This is a genomic window from Chryseobacterium vaccae (assembly GCF_009602705.1).
Taxonomy (GTDB): domain Bacteria; phylum Bacteroidota; class Bacteroidia; order Flavobacteriales; family Weeksellaceae; genus Chryseobacterium; species Chryseobacterium vaccae.
Map to the genome: position 1 here is coordinate 13,622 of NZ_VSWH01000001.1, position 18,546 is coordinate 32,167.

Consider the following 18,546-nt stretch of genomic DNA (forward strand, 5'->3'; position numbering starts at 1 on the left):
TTTATCAATTACTCATTTCCAATAAACCCGTATCTTTGCCACTTTGAAAACGACTATGAAAGATTTAATGGGTAAAGCGGTCTGGGATTATTTTCATAATGAAGATCCCGAGGATCTGCAGACAGAAACATCAATTTCGGAACTGGATGAGCTCCCGGTAGCTTATCTTTTCAGGGATTTTGAGGTGATGAATGACATTGAGCAGAAAGCTTTGAAGCTGGCGGAAGGAAAAGTTCTGGATATTGGAGCTGGAGCAGGATCACACGCTCTTTATCTTCAGAATCTGAGAAACCTTGATGTGCTGGCATTGGATATTTCACCAAAATCTATTGAAGTTTGTAAACTGAGAGGTATAAAAAAAGCGGTTTGTGAAAATATGGTGGAGCTTTCCGGGGAAACATTTGATACAATTCTGATGCTGATGAACGGAACCGGAATTTTTGAAAGTCTCGCAAAAATTGACACGTATCTTCAGAAGCTCCATTCTCTACTGAATGAAAACGGGCAGATCCTGATTGACAGCACAGATATTCTTTATATGTTTGACCGTGATGAAGATGGCGGAGTATATATTCCGGCAGAAGGTTATTATGGCGAATTAGGATATACGGTTCATTACAAAGGAGAATCCGAAAACCCGATCACCTGGTTGTATCTTGATTTTAATACCCTTAAAAATGCTGCTGAGCATAATGGTTTTAGGATTGAAAAGGTATTGAAAGATGAAGATTCTTATCTGGCAAAGCTGACAAAAAATTAGAATACTGTTTTCAGCAGATATACATAAAAAAGACACATGAAAATCAAATTTCATGTGTCTTTATTTTTTATCTTAAATATTGATTATCCTATTTCAATACCGTTCTCTACATTGCTGTCATCCGGTGTTACAAAAGATAACTTTCCATCCGGTTTGGTCGTCAGTAACAACATTCCCTGAGACTCAATTCCTCTGATTTTTCTCGGAGCAAGGTTCAGAAGAATCATCACCTGTTTCCCGATTACTTCTTCAGGAGTAAAGCTTTCCGCGATCCCGGAAACTACCGTTCTTACATCCACACCTGTATCTACCGTCAGTTTTAAAAGTTTGTCTGCTTTTTCTACTTTTTCAGCTTCAAGGATGGTTGCTGTTCTCAGATCAATTTTGGTAAAATCATCAAATGTGATTTCTTCTTTCATAGGATTCGCGTTAGGGTTGGTCTTTTTATTGTTTTGTTTCGTTTGTTCCAGCTTTTGGATCTGGGCTTCAATCACATTGTCTTCAATTTTTGAGAAAAGAAGAGAAGCTTCGTTAATTTTGTGGCCAGTTTCTATTAAAACAGATGTGTTTTCAACATCACTCCAGCTAACCTGTTCAACATTGAACATCGTTAATAGCTTTTCAGAGCTGAAAGGCATGAACGGCTCACATAACTGTGCCAAAGCAACAGCGATTTGTGCTCCGACAAATAAAGATTGTGCTGCCTTTTCAGGGCTATCCTTAATTGTTTTCCATGGTTCTTCAGTCTGAAGGTACTGGTTTCCAAAACGGGCAAGATTCATTAAAGCAGATAATGCATTTCTGAACTCATAGTTTTCAAGGAATCCTGAAATCTCTCTGGCCGCTTTATTGATTTCCTGTAATTCAGGACTGTTTATATCGCCTTGCGGAACAACTCCATCATAATATTTATGAATCAAAACGGCAACTCTGTTAATAAAGTTTCCGAAAATTCCTACCAGTTCAGAATTATTCTTCGTCTGGAAATCTTTCCATGTGAAGTTATTATCTTTAGTTTCAGGAGCTGATGAAAGAAGGGCATACCTTAGCACATCCTGCTGTCCCGGGAAATCTTCTACATATTCATGAGCCCATACTGCCCAGTTTCTTGATGTGGAGATTTTATCGTTCTCAAGATTTAAGAATTCAAAAGCAGGAACATTTTTCGGCATAATGTAATCACCATGAGCCTTCATCATAGAAGGGAAGATGATGCAGTGGAAAACAATATTGTCTTTTCCAATGAAGTGAACCAGGTCACTGTTTTCACTCTGCCAGTAATCTTTCCAGTCTTTTCCGTTCTTTTCAGCCCATTCCTGGGTGAATGAAATATACCCGATAGGCGCATCAAACCATACATAAAGAACTTTTCCTTCAGCATTCGGAAGCGGTACCGGAACTCCCCAATTGAGGTCTCTGGTCATCGCACGGGGCTTTAAACCATCATTTAACCATGATTTTACCTGACCGTAAACATTAGGTTTCCAATCATCTTTGTGGCCTTCAATAATCCATTCATTCAGGAAATCTTCATATTCATTTAAAGGAAGATACCAGTTCTTGGTTTCTTTAAGAACCGGGATGTTTCCGCTTAACATTGATTTCGGATTGATGAGTTCTGAGGGTGAAAGGGTAGAACCACATTTTTCACACTGGTCTCCATAGGCATTTTCATTACCACAGTTCGGACATGTTCCTACAATATAACGGTCTGCAAGGAATTCTCCTGCCTGCTCATCAAAATACTGCTCAGAAATTTCTTCCGTGAATTTGCCTTTTTCATAAAGCACCTTGAAAAAATCTTGGCTGGTTTCATAGTGCTTTTTAGACGTTGTTCTGGAATATTCATCAAATGAGATCCCAAGATCTGAAAACGATTTTTTGATGATCTCATGATATTTGTCTACAATATCCTGAGGGGTTACTCCTTCTTTTTTGGCTCTGATGGTAATAGGAATACCGTGTTCATCCGACCCGCAGATAAACGCTACCTCTTTTCCTGATCTTCTCTGAAATCTTGCGTAGACATCCGCAGGAATATATACACCTGCCAAATGTCCTATATGAACCGGTCCGTTTGCATAGGGCAAAGCTGCCGTAATCATCTTCCTGTTTGACATTTATAGTAAAATTTTAACTGCAAAGATAAGGATTATCTCATGAATTCTGTTGAAGCTTCTATAATAATCCTTTTTTTGAGGTTTTGAAGGCGGAGTATGTTACATTTAGTTAAACAATTGTTTAACTTTTTGTTAATGAACGAAATATGTTATGCTACGCATAGAACGATATAAATAAATGAAATTCAGATTTTTAATTTGAAAACGACGGGTAATTTACATAAAATTATCTAAAATTCACATAAAATTATGGTAATTCTATTTTTTTTATAAATTGCAAGACTGGTTTGCCAGGCTTATTAGAAAAACGAAACTAAAAAAAAACGATATTGTGAGAAATTTTACAACGGTATTAAAAATAGCGCCCGCTTTTTTATTGGCCAGTACAATAATGCACGCGCAGGCACAAGACTCTCTGCCTAAGGAGAAAAAAATTGAAGAAGTTGTATTGATCGGATATGGTAAGCAGAAGAAAACAGATTTGACAGGGTCTATAACAGCTTTGTCTTCTGCAGACTTCAATAAAGGAGCGGTAACTACAGCTGAAGGTCTTATTAACGGACGATCTTCAGGTTTGGTGATTACACAATCAGGAACTCCCGGAAATGAAGCTACCATAAGAATTAGGGGAGGATCATCCTTAAACGCAAGTAATGACCCATTGTTGGTTGTAGATGGCTTACCATTGGATGGAGTATCTTTATCAACAATTAACCCGAATGATATTGAATCATTTTCAATTCTGAAAGATGCTGCATCTACAGCTATCTATGGGTCCAGAGGATCTAATGGGGTAATTCTCATCACTACAAAAAAAGGTGGCAAAAAACTTAGGGTTTCATTAAATGCTTTTACAACAGTAAATACGCTGGCTAAAAAAATTAAAGTATATTCTGGAGATGAATTCAGAAGTATTATTAACCAGTATGTTCCTGAAAAATCTAACCTTTTAGGTTCTGCAAATACTGATTGGCAAAATGAGATTTTCAGAACATCCGTTACTTCGGATATTAATGCTTCAGTTTCAGGAAGTTTATTTGGTAAGGTCCCTGCCCGTTTTTCCGTAGATAATATGGATAATTCAGGATTATTAATAACTTCAAGGTATAGAAGGTCAACAGCAAACATTGCACTAAGTCCGAGCTTCTTTGATGATCATTTAAAGTTCAATATTACAGGAACATATTCTTATACTTTCCAGAATAAAGGAAATGAAGATGCCATAAAAAATGCAATGTATTTTGATCCTACAAAACCAGTATACGATCCAAATTCACCATTCGGAGGTTACACCGAATGGACCCGGTATGATATGGAGAATGGTCAACAGGTTCTTAAATCTTATGGAGTTTCCAACCCGGTGAGTATGCTTAGGAATAAAAGTGATGTTCAGAACTTCAAAAGATTTTTCGGAAATATCAATATGGATTATAAATTCCACTTCCTTCCCGATTTAAGATTGATTGTAAATGCGGGATTGGATAGTAAGGAACTGGATGGTCATATTACAACCAACAAATATTCCAGAAACGGATATTATTCTGTTAAGAATGTATTCGGGTTTTATGGGGAGGATTCTTACACTGATGAAAGTATTCTTAATAAAAATGCTAATATTCAGTTGAATTATACTAAGACTTTCGGGAAGTTTAATCTTGAAGCAATGGGCGGATATGAATACCAAAACTATCATAAAGTAAGTTCTGCATCAGGAAATACTTTATTATACGGATTGGATCCAGATAACAACTTTTATAATCCGGATTCTAAACCGGATGTAAATTTACAGGCTTTCTTTGGAAGATTAAACTTAGGATTTGCTAATAAATATTTGCTAACCATCAACTATAGAAAAGATGGATCTTCCCGATTCAGTAAAGATAACAGATGGGGTGATTTTGGTGGAGTAGCTGCAGCCTGGAAAATTTCAGAAGAAAATTTCTTAAAAGGAAACAGCTCTATTTCAGATTTAAAATTACGAGCCAGTGTAGGAAAAACAGGACAGCAGGATATTGGCGTCTACAGATATGATTATTTTAAAACATACAATGTCTCATCAACCCTTTACTATCAGTTCGGGAACCAGTTCTATGAAATTGCAAAAGCAAACGGATACAATCAAAACCTTAAATGGGAAGAAAGTTTGAAATATAACTTAGGATTAGATTTTGGATTTTTAAATAACAGAATTAAAGGTACCTTAGACTTTTATCTTGCAGATACAAAAGACCTGTTATCAATTGTTCCTGAGGGACCTTTGGAGAATTTAAGAATTATTGGACCTAAGAACATAGGTAAACTTCAATCTAAAGGAATAGATCTGGGATTAGATGTAAAAGCCATCAGAAATGAAAACTTTACATTGAACTTTAACTATAATGTATCATACAATAAAGTTCAGATCAAAGAACTTGAAGTTAATGGGATTGATAAAGGAGGAGTTGGTTTAGGAGGATTTGTTCAGACTTTCAGAGAAGGATATTCCCCATACGCTTTCTGGGTATACCAACAGATTTATGATGGTAACGGAAGGCCAATTGAAGGAGCTTATGTAGATAGAAATGGAGATGGAGTAATTACTTCTGCTGATAAGTATAACTATAAAAAACCACAGGCGGATGTAACAATGGGGCTAATGACTAATGCTACTTTCGGTAAGAACTGGGATTTCTCTATGGGATGGAGGGCCAGCATAGGAAACTATGTTTATGACCAGATTTCTTCGGATAGAGCTCATTTGGGTAACATCAATAATACGGTAGATAATACGATCAATAATGCTCCTGTTGATTTTAGTTCAACACACTTCCTGACAGCAAACAAAATGTCTGATTACTATGTTAAAAACGGTAGTTTCTTAAAACTTGATAACGTTACACTAGGGTATACATTCAATAAATTCATTGGAAATTCTTCTTTGAGAGTGTATGGAGCTGCACAGAATGTCCTTATTATTACCAAATACAAAAATTTAGATCCGGAGGTATTCAATAATGGAATTGATAATTCAATTTATCCGAGAGCAAGAATGTTCACTTTAGGTATTAATGCTAACTTTTAATCCGTTTTTACAATGAAACTTAACAGAATAAAAATAATAAAATTAAGAAATATAGCCATTGCGGGTATTTTTCTTTTTACTACCTCATCATGTTTAAATGATCTTAATGTTGAAGTTAATGATGATGAGCTATATACATCGGAGCAATTCTATGCTAACCCTGCATCTTACAAACAATTTCTTGCAAAAATATATGCTGGATTGGCTGTAACCGGACAAAAAGCGGGAAATGGAGAGTCAGACTTGGGAGCTGAAGATGATGGAGGTCCAAATGAAGGGTTTTCCCAATATTTAAGAGCATATTGGCAGCTGCAGGAATTAACGACGGATGAAGCAATTATTGCTTGGGGAGAAAGTGATAACCCAACAATCAGAGATCTTAACTTCAATACATGGAATGCTGATAATGTCTTTAATGAAGCCTTTTTTGCCAGAATCTTTTTTCAGATAGGATTAGTGAATGAATATTTAAGAGAAACTACTGATGAAAAGCTTAACTCAAGAGGAGTTGCAGATAATTTGAAAGCACAAATCAAAACCTTCAGAGCTGAAGCAAGATTTTTAAGAGCTTTATCCTATTATCATGCGATAGATATTTATGGGAAAATGCCTTTTGCTACAGAAAATGATGCATTGCTCACCAAGCCGGTTATGCAGTCAAGAGATTTCATGTTCAACTATGTAATTAATGAACTTAATGAAATTGAAGGAGAATTACCAGCTCCCCGAATGAATGAATATGGAAGAGCTGATAAAGCAGCAGTCTGGATGCTAAAAGCTAAGCTATATCTTAATGCAAAAGTTTACATAGGTGCAGATAAAAGTACAGAAGCATTAGCAGAAGTTGAAAAAGTAACCGGATCTACTTATAAAATTGCTATGATCCCATATGCTAACTTATTCAAAGCAGATAACCATATCAATGGGGCACAGGATGAAATTATTTTTCCTATAGCTTTTGATGGAGTTAAAACAAGAACCTATGGTGGAACTACTTTTCTTGTTCATGCAAACTGTACCAATGAAGTTGGCGCAACCCTGGGGATCGATTTTGGATGGCAGGGATATAGAGTAAGACAAGAGTTTATGCAGTCGGTAGGTAATAGTGACCCTAGAGTTATGAAGGTTCCTGGAAACAATGATCCAGCCTCTATTACAGATTATTTAAAATTTGATCAGGGGACAAAACTTATTAAATTTTCTAATAAAACCTCAACTGGATCCAACGGAAGTGATGCCAACTTTGTGGATTCCGACTTCCCGCTATTCAGAATGGCAGATGCTTATCTGATGTATGCGGAACTTGCTGTAGTAAATGGAAAAGGTAATGTAGGTACTGCATTAAATTATATTAATGCACTTAGAACAAGAGCTGGAGCTCCAACTGTTCAGCAATCTGCCTTGACACCGGATTTTATATTGAATGAAAGAGCAAGAGAATTATATTGGGAAGGCTACAGACGCCAGGACTTAATTCGATTTGGAAAATTCCTTTCAGGATATACATGGCAATGGAAAGGAGGAGGTATGAATGGGTCTGACTTAACAAATAATAAATTGCTTTTCCCAATACCAAATAAATATCTTAATCTAAATAGCAATTTATCTCAAAATCCTGGGTACTAATATAAAATAACAAAAATGAAAAATTTCTTTAAAATATTCATAGCTCTTGTTATAGGAGTTTTCGCTGTATCTTGCGAAAAAGATGAAGACCAGGCTGTTTTGGGTGAAGGTACGAAGCCTTCTTTAACAGCTGATGCAACTGTGTTGGTTCTTGAGAAAGATCATGAAAATGATAAGGCCGTAAAATTTGAATGGGTTAATCCTAAATTCAATATTCAGGTTGCCTTTAATAATTCCCTTGAATTTGCTAAAGCAGGCACAAACTTTCAAAGTGTGAAAACTGTAGATGTATCTGCTCCCGATCTTAAAGTAACCTACACTGTACGGGATTTAAATAAAATAATTCTGGACGCAGGATTTCTTGCGAATGTAGCTAATCAGATTGAAGTAAGATTAAAATCTAAAATAGGGAATATTACGTTGTATTCTGAACCGGTTTCGATGACGGTAACACCGTATTTGGTAGAACTTCCGTCTTTCTATCTGGTAGGAGAAGCTTCTGCTGTGGGCTGGAATGCTTCAACAGCTCAGCTTCTTTATAAAAATGAGAACTTTTCAACCATCTATACATATTTGGAGAATGGTAAATCATTCAGATTTTTAGGACAGCAGGACTGGAACCCATTGAACTATAGTATGGACACTGCTGGAATGAATGATACCTATAAATATTTCAAAACATGGTCTTCAAATTTAGCTGCTGCACCAGCTGAAAATATTCAGTTTACCGGAGCTACAGGAATGTATAAGGTTGTTATAGATGCAGATCCTGCTCAGAAATCTATTACGGTATCCCCTTCAGCAATTAATACTTGGAATCCTGCCAATTTATATATGGTAGGAACAATAAACGGATGGAATGCCGGAGGAGCTATTGCCATGACCAATTTAGGAAATGGAAAATTTGAACATACCATTGCTCTTCCTGCCGGATCACAATTTAAGTTTTTAGGCCAGCAAAGCTGGGGAGATCTTGATTGGGGAAATATTTCAGCTGATGGAAATACAGGATATCTTGCGCCAAAAGGAAGTAATGGAAATATCACTTTTGACGGAACAGGAGGAAATTATAAAATTACTGTAGACGTGAAGCTGGGTGTTTACAAAATTCAGCCATTATAATAATTTAAGATGAAATAGTATAGTAAAGTGCTGTCTTCACGGCAGCACTTTATTTTTTTTAAGTTTATAAATAGTCATTATGAAGAAAATTACTGTTGGAGCTCTTTTGCTCTCCATGATGTTTGTAGGGGTAAAAGCCCAATCTTTAAAATCTCCGGATGGAAAATTTGAAATGAATTTCCAGCTGAAAGAAGGAGTGCCTTACTATAACCTGAAATACAACGGGGCTGTAGTAGTAGAAGATTCTAAATTAGGATTACGATTATTTAAAGACACAGCCATAAAATTCGCTTCTGAAATTGCCAAACCGGAAGATGCAAAATTCGATCTGAATAACGGTTTTGCGAAGGTAGATGAAAAAAGAGACTCCAAAAACGAAACCTGGCAGCCGGTTTTAGGAGAAAAGAAAAATTATATCAATCATTACAATGAACTGGCGGTTACGTTGAATCAGACGTCTACCGACAGAAGCATTGTAGTAAAGTTCAGACTGTTCAATGATGGGCTTGGATTCAGATATGAATTCCCGCAGCAGAAAAATCTGAACTATTTCGTGATCAGAGAAGAAGATTCCGAGATCGATTTCCCTACAGATATGAAAGCCTGGTGGATGGTTGCTGACTATGATTCTCAGGAATATCAGTATCAGGAAACAAAAGTATCTGAAATTCCTTCAAAATGGGCTCAGGCGGCAGATGCCAATGCATCCCAGAAGTTAGTCAAAAATGCTGTTCAGTCTCCGTTAATGCTTAAAAAAGAAGGCAAAGAACCTCTTTATCTAAACGTTGCTGAAGCTGCTGTATTGGATTATCCAGCTTCTCACCTTGAAGTAGATGCACAGAATTTTAAATTCAAAACCCATCTTACTGCCGACAGACAAGGCGCAAAAGGATATATTCAGACCCCTTCCGTTACCCCATGGAGAACGATTATCGTTTCCCCTAAAGCAGAAGAGGTAATGGATTCCAAAATGATCTTCAACCTGAACGAGCCGACCAAATATACCGATACCTCTTACATTCACCCTACCAAATACATGGGAGTATGGTGGGAAATGATTATTGGTAAATCTCAGTGGGCTTATTCTACAGCAGAAAACGTTCATTTGGATAAAACGGACTTTAAAAAGCTTACTCCGAACGGAAAACACGCCGCTAACAATACCAAAGTAAAGGAATATATTGATTTTGCAGCAGAAAATGGTTTTCAGGGACTTTTAATTGAAGGCTGGAACATCGGATGGGAAGACTGGTTCGGACATTCAAAAGAATTCGTTTTTGATTTCATTACCCCTTACCCGGATTTCGACATCAAAATGCTGAACGATTATGCTCATTCCAAAGGAATTAAACTGATCATGCACCATGAAACTTCAGGTTCTGCAACGAATTATGAAAGATGGTCCGATAAAGCATTCCAGTTAATGAACAAATACGGATATGATGCCGTGAAAACAGGATACGTAGGGGATATCATTCCAAGAGGAGAACATCATTATTCACAATGGACGATCAACCATTACTACAGAATTGCTGAAAAAGCAAACGAGTACAAAATCATGGTGAATTCTCACGAATCCGTACGTCCAACAGGAGAAAGCCGTACCTATCCAAACTATATTTCCGCAGAAGCAGCCAGAGGAACAGAATATGAAGCATTCGGAGGAAACAAGCCGGATCACCAGACCGTTCTTCCCTTTACAAGATGGATGGGAGGATCTATGGATTATACCCCGGGAATTTTCCAGACCAAACTGGATTATTATTTCCCTGGAGATAAACGTTTCGTAAAAACAACATTGGTAAAACAACTTGCTCTTTATGTAACCATGTATATGCCTCTTCAGATGGCTGCCGACCTTCCTGAAAACTATAAAAAGCACATGGATGCCTTCCAGTTTATCAAAGATGTGGCTGCTGATTGGGACGATACCAAGATCTTATCTGCAGAGCCGGGAGATTACGTAATCACCGCCAGAAAAGCCAAAGGAACGGAAAACTGGTTTGTAGGAGGGATTACCGATGAGAACAAACGTGAATACACGGTAGATTTCTCTTTCCTTGACAAGGGCAAAAAATATGAGGCTACAATTTATGAAGATGGAAAAGATGCGGATTATATAGACAACCCTCAAAGCTATAACATCTATAAAAAACAGATCACAAGCAAATCAAAAATTAATTTCAAAATGGCAAGAAGCGGAGGTTTCGCAATCTCTCTTAAGCCTGTAAATTAAATTTAAAATTCATATGTTTGTTATGCCCCGGCTCATTATACATTGGGAAATGGGCCGGGGTATTTATTTTAATTACTAATAACCGAATGAAAAAAAGTCTTTTGCTGATCCTTTTGCTCAGCTGTTGTTCCGTTTTTGGCCAGGAAAGAAAAAATATCGCTGCATTTGAATTGGCTGGGCATTCAGAAGCCCTGTTTTCCGCTAATTATGAGAGATTATTCTATCTGAGTGAAAGAAATAATCTTCTTTACTCTTTAAGGGCAGGAATAGGAAGAAGTCCCGGCCATGACGTGCATGGGGAACATTTTAAGGGAGTAACTACAGTACCTGTTGTGCTCAGTGTATTGTATGGAGAAAAGCATTTTCTGCAAATGGGTGTGGGATATACAGCTTTATTCAGTGAAGACTTTATTGATACCTCATTAAATCCGAATGTGGTATACAAGAAATTTCAGTCGGATGTTTCTTTAAGTCTCGGATACAGGCTTATGCTGGATACAGGATTGATATGTCAGGCTTATCCGATGATTGTTTTTAAAGATAATCCGCAAAAGAAATTTGCTTTTTCATTTGGGGTAGGAATAGGCTATTCCTTTTGATCTTTTATTTAATGATAAAGTTGTTTAAACTTTTACAGATGAGTCATACAAAATAAGGGATATGAAAATAAATCTGCTCAATCTGCCAGATCCGCGAGAAAATAAAAATTCGTGCAGCCGGGGCCATATAAATGATACAACAACCTGAATGGCTTATTGTTTAAAGAAAAATTAATATTAAATTGAATCCTCTTATGAAAAAAATATACATTGTTTCCGCACTTACCATTGCTGTTGCAGCATTTTCACAAAAACCGCTTGAAAAAGTAGAGCCTGCTTTCTGGTGGAAAGGAATGAAAAATCCTGAACTTCAGATCCTGGTATATGGAAAAGACATCGCTAAACATCAGATTGAATTGTCAGATGGTGTGCAGGTGAAAGATATTCAGAAGACTGACAATCCTAACTATGCCTTCGTTACCGTCAATACCAATGAAATTAATGTTCCGAAATTCACCCTCAATGTCAAAAACGGGAAACAGAATCTGGGTTCATACACTTATGAACTCAAACAGAGAAATCCCGGATCAGCAGACCGTGAATCCTTTACCTCAAAAGATGTAATGTATCTTATCATGCCTGACCGTTTTGCTAATGGTGATGAAACAAATGATTTTCAAGCGGATCTGACAGAAAAAGCAGACCGGAAACTTCCCAACGGAAGACATGGCGGCGACTTAAAAGGGATCATCAAAAATATTGATTATATCCAAAATCTTGGTGCTACAGCAGTATGGCTTACTCCTGTAAATGAAGATAACGAAAAAGTATATTCTTACCACGGATACGCTCAGACCGATCTGTATAAAATAGACGGAAGATTCGGGACCAACGAAGAATACAGAGAACTTTCCCGTGAACTGAATAAAAGGAAAATGATGTTGGTCATGGATTATGTTACCAATCACTGGGGGGTGTCCCATTGGATGATCAAAGATATGCCTTCCAAAGACTGGATCCACTGGTTTACCGATGGAGAAAACGGATTCAAACGTTCCAATTATAAAACAACTACGCAGTTTGATACCAATGCATCAGAAATTGATAAAAAATACGCTCTGGACGGCTGGTTTGACAAAACAATGCCGGATCTCAACCAGAAAAATCCTTTGGTACTAAAATATTTAACCCAGAACGCCATCTGGTGGATTGAATATGCTGAATTAGGAGGCTTCCGGGTAGATACCTATCCGTACAACGATAAAGAAGCAATGGCTGCATGGGCAAAAGCAATTACCGATGAATATCCTAAATTCAACATTGTAGGGGAATCATGGCTTTACACTGCTGGCCAGATCTCAGCATGGCAGAAGAATTCTAAAACAGGAGAAGCGGCGGGGTACAACTCCAATCTGCCTTCCGTTATGGATTTTATGCTTTTTAGTGATATGCCGAAAGCTTTTAACGAAAAAGAAAGCTGGGACAGCGGAATGATAAAGCTCTACAATTCCTTTACCAGCGATTTTTTATATCCTGATATCAACAATATCTTAGTCTTCTTTGAAAACCACGATACCGAACGTTGGAACGAGATTTTCAAAGGCGATCCTAAAATATACAAGATGGCGCTAGCTCTGATTTCTACCGCTCGTGGAATTCCACAGATCTATTACGGCTCAGAAATAGGAATGCGCGGAAACAAGAAAAAAGGAGGAGATGCTGACATCCGCAGAGACTTTCCGGGTGGCTGGAAATCTGATAAGCAGAATGCGTTCAATCCATCAGAACAGACCTCTGAACAAAAAGAGTTTTATCAGTTTACCCAGAAATTATTAAACTGGAGAAAAGGAAAAGAAGTCATCCACACCGGGAAAACTAAAAATTACGTTCCTAAAGATGGCGTTTTTACCTATTTCAGATATAATGATAAGGAAAGCGTAATGGTTATGATCAATAACAGTAAAAAAGAACAGGTCGTAGACTTAAGATATTTTGAAGAGTCCCTCAAAGGATTTTCCAAAGGGAAAGAAATTATTTCAGGAATGGAGCTGAGTTTAAAGCACACCACAACAATTCCTGCCAGAACTTCGTTTATTATTGAACTTGAAAAATAAATAATACCTATGAAAAAATTAATAGCAGCTTATACATTAATCCTTTTTTTATTTGGATTTTCGATGCTTTCGGCACAATCTGGTAAAACATTTGAGAAAGAAAAATCAGAGATCAGTACGATGCTTGATGGTTTTAACACCGCTGCTGCAAAATCTGATTTCAACACCTATTTCAATTATTTTGCCGATGAATCTACCTTTATCGGAACCGATGCTACCGAAGTCTGGGATAAAAAAGCCTTCATGGTTTGGGCAAAACCTTATTTTGACAAAAAGAAAACCTGGAACTTTACAGCTCTGAAAAGAAACATCTATTTCAGCAAAGACGGAAAGCTGGCATGGTTTGATGAATTGCTCAATACCCAGATGAAGATCTGCAGAGGATCTGGAGTGGTAGAAAAAATTAATGGCAGCTGGAAAGTAAAGCAATATGTACTTTCCATGACGGTCCCAAACGATGTAGTAGATAAAGTAGTTGCTGAAAAAACAGCTATTGAAGATCTGTTGATACAAGAATTAAAGAAATAAAGATGAAGGCTTCTAATACTGTTTCAAAAAAAATAAAACCCAATCTTTCCATGCTCCAGATCATCAATATGAGCATGGGATTTCTGGGAATCCAGATGGCATTCGGGCTGCAGAACGGTAATGCAAGCCGTATTCTGGCCAATCTGGGAGCAGATGTTCATGAATTATCATGGTTCTGGCTGGTAGCTCCAATTACAGGCCTTATTGTTCAGCCGATTATCGGGCATATGGGAGATAATACCTGGAGCCCGCTGGGAAGAAGAAAACCTTACTTTTTAATTGGAGCCATTCTTTGCGCCATAGGATTGGTATTGCTTCCCAATGCAGCATCTGTAACCACTATGTTTGCCGCCAGTGCACTTTTACTGGCTGTGGTTTTCCTTGCCATGATGGATGCTTCCGTCAATATTGCTATGGAACCTTTCAGAGCGTTGGTAGGAGATATGCTGCCAAAACACCAGGGAACTGTTGGATTTTCGGTGCAGACTATTCTGATAGGATTTGGTGCCGTACTCGGTTCCTATCTGCCGGATTGGCTGACTAAACTTGGAGTTTCCAATGTAGCTCCCGAAGGTTTTGTCGCTGATAATGTAATTTATTCCTTTTATGTAGGGGCGGTATTGCTTCTCATATCTATTCTGTATACCATTGTCACCACCAGAGAATATTCTCCGCAGGAATTCGCAGAATTTGAAGAAGAAGGTACAGAAACAGAGAAAGTACATTCTAAGTTTTCAGATATCTTTAAGGATTTTGCAGCTATCCCTGCGCAGATGAAAAAGCTTGGGATCGTTCAGTTTTTCTCATGGTTTGCCCTGTTCACCATGTGGGTATTTACCACGAGTGCCCTGGCAACCCATCATTTGGGGCTTTCTCCTGAAGATACGCATTCCAAAGCATTCAATGATGCCGGAGACCTTACCGGAAAATTATTCGGGATGTACAATCTATGGGCTATTCCATTTGCATTTTTACTGACCCCTATCGCAAAATGGATTGGTAAAAAACAAACCCATGCTTTAGCTTTATTATGCGGAGGATTAGGATTGATCTCAATGTATTTCATTAAAAATGTAGATCATCTGTGGATCTCCATGATTGGATTAGGATTTGCCTGGGCAAGTATCCTGGCGATGCCCTATGCGATGCTGATCGAAGTGATTCCGCAAAAGAAAATGGGGGTTTATATGGGGATCTTTAACTTCTTTATCGTTATACCGCAGATCATCAACGGATTATTGGGAGGTCCTATTGTAAGCGGTATCTTTGGAAAACAGGCAATGGATTATGTTGTTGTAGGGGGGGTATGCATGCTTATCGGTGCCTTGGTCACTATGATTTTTGTTAAATCAGAAGATGAAACCCCAAAGGAAATACAGGAAGAAATCCAACAGGTACATTTTTAAGAAGTCACAGGTTCAATAAATAATGAAACTGAAAAATGGGATTACAAAAACCACCTGCCATTTAAAAAAATGTAGACTTTATTCAATAGAAGCGGGCTTCAGCCCGCTTTGTTTTATTTAAACCAAAAAAGAACAAGAAGATCAACAGGAAAAAAAACAGATTGAATTGAAAAACGACATTATAAAAACCGTCTATCATTTAAAAGAATGCAGACTTTATTCAATAGAAGCGCGCTTCAGCCCGCCTCAAATTTAATCCCATCCCCCCTTCATCTCCTTTCTTAACCTACATCAACAATTTTCAATTCCCATATCCCGTACATTTGTACCATAAATAATCACAGAATGAAAACAGTATATCATAAAGCAGATTCAAGAGGCCATGCCGACCACGGATGGCTGAACAGTTACCACACATTCAGTTTTGCTAACTATCAGAACAAAGACCGAATGAATTTTGGGGTATTAAGAGTATTGAATGACGATACCGTTACACAAGGAATGGGATTCGGAACACACCCTCACAGGGATATGGAAATTATTTCAATTCCTCTGGAAGGAGATCTGGAACACAAAGATTCAATGGGAACTACGGCGGTTATTAAAAAAGGCGAGATTCAGGTGATGAGTGCCGGAACCGGAGTAATGCACAGTGAATACAACAAAAATAAAGATGTTCCGGTGAAATTTTTACAGATCTGGGTTTTTCCGAAAGAACTGAACGTGGAACCTAGATACGACCAGAAAAGCATCAAAGAGGGAGAAAAGATCAACGGATTCCAGCAAATCTTATCACCTAATAAAAATGATGACGGAGTATGGATTCATCAGGATGCATGGTTTAATATCGCCAACTTTAAAAAAGGAAACGGTAAAAACTATATGCTCAACAAAAAAGGAAATGGGGTTTATGCTTTCGTTTTAAAAGGGAGTGCCAAAGTAGGAGACAGGGTTCTCAATGAAAGAGACGGGCTTGGAATCTGGGATACCCAGAGTTTCAATATCGAAGCAACGGAAGATACTGAAATCCTGTTGATGGAAGTACCGATGGAGCTGCCGTCTTACTTAAAATAAACGTAATAATTACGGATCTTTTTCCAGGATAAATCTGTCTTGGAAAAAGGTCCATAATCATAAAAACTTCGCGATATTTGCGATACAATAATACATACCTTAAAAATATAGACAATAATGAAAGTTTTAGCAATAGCAGGAAGCAATTCAGAGGCTTCAATGAACAGACAGCTGGTAGCCTATGCAGCATCCATGTTTGAAAATGCAGAAGTAGAAGTAATAGACCTTAACCCTTTTGAAATGCCGATTTATAAGCATGAAAGAGAATTAGCGGGTGGTGTACCTCAGGAAGCTCATGATTTTGCATCGAAAATTGACGGAGCTAATTTACTTTTAGTAGCATTGCCGGAGCACAACGGAACATACTCTACAGCATTCAAAAACGTGTTCGACTGGGTGTCCAGAATTAAAGACAGAACCGTATGGAATGAAGTGCCGATGCTATTGATGTCAACATCCCCGGGCGGAAGAGGTGGAGCCGGAGTTTTGGAAGCAGCAACGAAGCGTTTCCCTTTCCACGGAGGGAATATTGTAGAAACTTTTTCACTTCCTTTTTTCAATGATAACTTCGATAAAGCAGAACAGAAAATTTCCAATGAAGAGAAAAACACTGAATTAAAGGAGAAAATCACAAAGATTGCGGCCATTGAAACCATCCTTGAAAAATAGAATTTGAAAATTCATTTAAAATTACTATTTTTGCAAAAAGAAAAGAGATGAAAATTCAGACCACTTTTAAAGAATGTTTTCCAAAGAAAGGGAAAACTGTGGGCTCTGAAATTCTGAGATAAAATAACGGCCGATAATCTACCAAGATTGTCGGCTTTTTTATTTTCTAAATCTGAAATAAAAAGTAATTGAAATATTAAAAGATAAGAAGACGTAAGACATCAGATGCAGGATAATTAGTCATCTGAAATCTGAAATCCGATATCTAAAAATCTAAGCAGACATGAGCAACACTTACAAATCAGCAGGAGTAGACAAAGAAGAAGGGTACAAAACGGTTGATAAGATCAAAAAAGCAGTAGGCGAGACCCACAATTCCAATGTACTGAACCATCTGGGAAGCTTTGGAGCTTTCTATGAGATCGGAGGATATAAAAATCCTGTACTGGTTTCAGGAACAGACGGAGTGGGAACAAAGCTGAAAGTAGCTTTGGATACCAAAAAGTATGACTCTATTGGAGTTGACTGCTTTGCCATGTGTGCCAATGATATTCTGTGCCACGGTGCAAAACCATTGTTCTTCTTAGATTATCTGGCTTGCGGTAAATTAGATTCTGAAATTGCTGCTGAGATTGTTTTAGGAATGGTAAAAGCTTGTAAAGACAATAACTGTGCATTAATTGGTGGAGAAACGGCTGAAATGCCGGGAATGTACCAGCCGGGAGATTATGATGTTGCCGGATTCTGCGTAGGAATTGTAGAAAAAGATGAGATCATCGACGGTTCCAAAATCAAAGCAGGAAATAAGATCATTGCCCTTCCAAGCTCAGGATTCCATTCCAATGGATTCTCTTTAGTAAGAAAAGTATTCCCGAACTTCGAAGAGGAGTTTGAAGGAAAACCATTATACGAAACCCTTTTAGTACCAACAAGACTTTATTTCCAGGACATTCACAAAGTAATTGAAGAAGTAAAAGTAAGCGGAATTGCCCACATCACAGGAGGTGGACTTTACGAAAACGTTCCAAGAATTATTCCTGAAGGTCTGTGTGCTTCCATTGATGCTTCCAAAATCAGAATTCCAAGTGTAATGCTTGAACTGGAGAAAAGAGGCGGGGTAGCCCGTGAAGAAATGTTCGGAACCTTCAATATGGGAGTAGGAATGATCATCGTAGTAGATGCTGAACACGCTGAAAAAGTACTTCACCTTTTAGATGATGCTTACGAAATCGGAGAGATCACAGAAGGCGCCGAGAAAATTGATTTGAAATTTTAAATGACATCAGATTTC

At 37.7% G+C, this 18,546-nt stretch carries 13 protein-coding genes; 12 read left to right on the forward strand and 1 reads right to left on the reverse strand.

The features are described from left to right. Positions 1–55: 55 nt before the first annotated feature. Complete coding sequence (locus FW768_RS00065; protein WP_153391229.1) at positions 56–760, forward strand: class I SAM-dependent methyltransferase; 705 nt, start codon at positions 56–58, stop codon at positions 758–760. An 83-nt stretch (positions 761–843) separates the two neighbouring features. Here FW768_RS00065 and metG read toward each other — a convergent pair whose 3' ends face one another. Beyond that, positions 844–2,880: a methionine--tRNA ligase gene (gene metG / locus FW768_RS00070; protein ID WP_153391231.1), complete on the reverse strand. Its 2,037-nt coding sequence runs from the start codon at positions 2,878–2,880 to the stop codon at positions 844–846. Between the two features lie 331 nt (positions 2,881–3,211). Here metG and FW768_RS00075 point away from each other — a divergent pair, with 331 nt between their 5' ends. From FW768_RS00075 to purM, 11 genes are all read left to right on the forward strand, one after another. Continuing rightward, positions 3,212–5,941 carry a SusC/RagA family TonB-linked outer membrane protein gene (locus FW768_RS00075; RefSeq protein ID WP_153391232.1) on the forward strand — a complete coding sequence of 910 codons (2,730 nt, stop codon included), beginning with the start codon at positions 3,212–3,214 and terminating at the stop codon, positions 5,939–5,941. A gap of 12 nt (positions 5,942–5,953) precedes the next feature. Then, positions 5,954–7,567: a RagB/SusD family nutrient uptake outer membrane protein gene (locus tag FW768_RS00080; RefSeq protein WP_153391234.1), complete on the forward strand. Its 1,614-nt coding sequence runs from the start codon at positions 5,954–5,956 to the stop codon at positions 7,565–7,567. 15 nt (positions 7,568–7,582) lie between these two features. Continuing rightward, entirely contained in the window at positions 7,583–8,689 is a 1,107-nt protein-coding gene (locus FW768_RS00085; protein WP_153391236.1) for a SusE domain-containing protein, read from the forward strand. A gap of 79 nt (positions 8,690–8,768) precedes the next feature. Beyond that, positions 8,769–10,925, forward strand: coding sequence for a glycoside hydrolase family 97 protein (locus tag FW768_RS00090; protein WP_153391238.1), 2,157 nt, complete (start codon positions 8,769–8,771; stop codon positions 10,923–10,925). 86 nt (positions 10,926–11,011) lie between these two features. Next, on the forward strand, positions 11,012–11,524 hold the full coding sequence (locus FW768_RS00095; RefSeq protein ID WP_153391240.1) for a hypothetical protein: 513 nt from the start codon (positions 11,012–11,014) through the stop codon (positions 11,522–11,524). Between the two features lie 194 nt (positions 11,525–11,718). Next, positions 11,719–13,578 carry a glycoside hydrolase family 13 protein gene (locus FW768_RS00100; protein ID WP_153391242.1) on the forward strand — a complete coding sequence of 620 codons (1,860 nt, stop codon included), beginning with the start codon at positions 11,719–11,721 and terminating at the stop codon, positions 13,576–13,578. A 9-nt stretch (positions 13,579–13,587) separates the two neighbouring features. Beyond that, on the forward strand, positions 13,588–14,106 hold the full coding sequence (locus FW768_RS00105) for a nuclear transport factor 2 family protein (RefSeq protein WP_153391244.1): 519 nt from the start codon (positions 13,588–13,590) through the stop codon (positions 14,104–14,106). Between the two features lie 2 nt (positions 14,107–14,108). Beyond that, complete coding sequence (locus FW768_RS00110; RefSeq protein WP_153391245.1) at positions 14,109–15,512, forward strand: MFS transporter; 1,404 nt, start codon at positions 14,109–14,111, stop codon at positions 15,510–15,512. 345 nt (positions 15,513–15,857) lie between these two features. Then, positions 15,858–16,586, forward strand: a complete 729-nt coding sequence (locus FW768_RS00115; protein ID WP_153391247.1) for a pirin family protein — start codon at positions 15,858–15,860, stop codon at positions 16,584–16,586. A gap of 117 nt (positions 16,587–16,703) precedes the next feature. Then, the gene (locus tag FW768_RS00120) at positions 16,704–17,255 is read left to right on the forward strand and encodes an NADPH-dependent FMN reductase (RefSeq protein WP_153391249.1); all 552 of its coding nucleotides are present in this window, start codon (positions 16,704–16,706) and stop codon (positions 17,253–17,255) included. A gap of 283 nt (positions 17,256–17,538) precedes the next feature. Then, the gene (gene purM, locus FW768_RS00125; RefSeq protein ID WP_153391251.1) at positions 17,539–18,531 is read left to right on the forward strand and encodes a phosphoribosylformylglycinamidine cyclo-ligase; all 993 of its coding nucleotides are present in this window, start codon (positions 17,539–17,541) and stop codon (positions 18,529–18,531) included. The last annotated feature ends 15 nt before the right edge of the window (positions 18,532–18,546 follow it).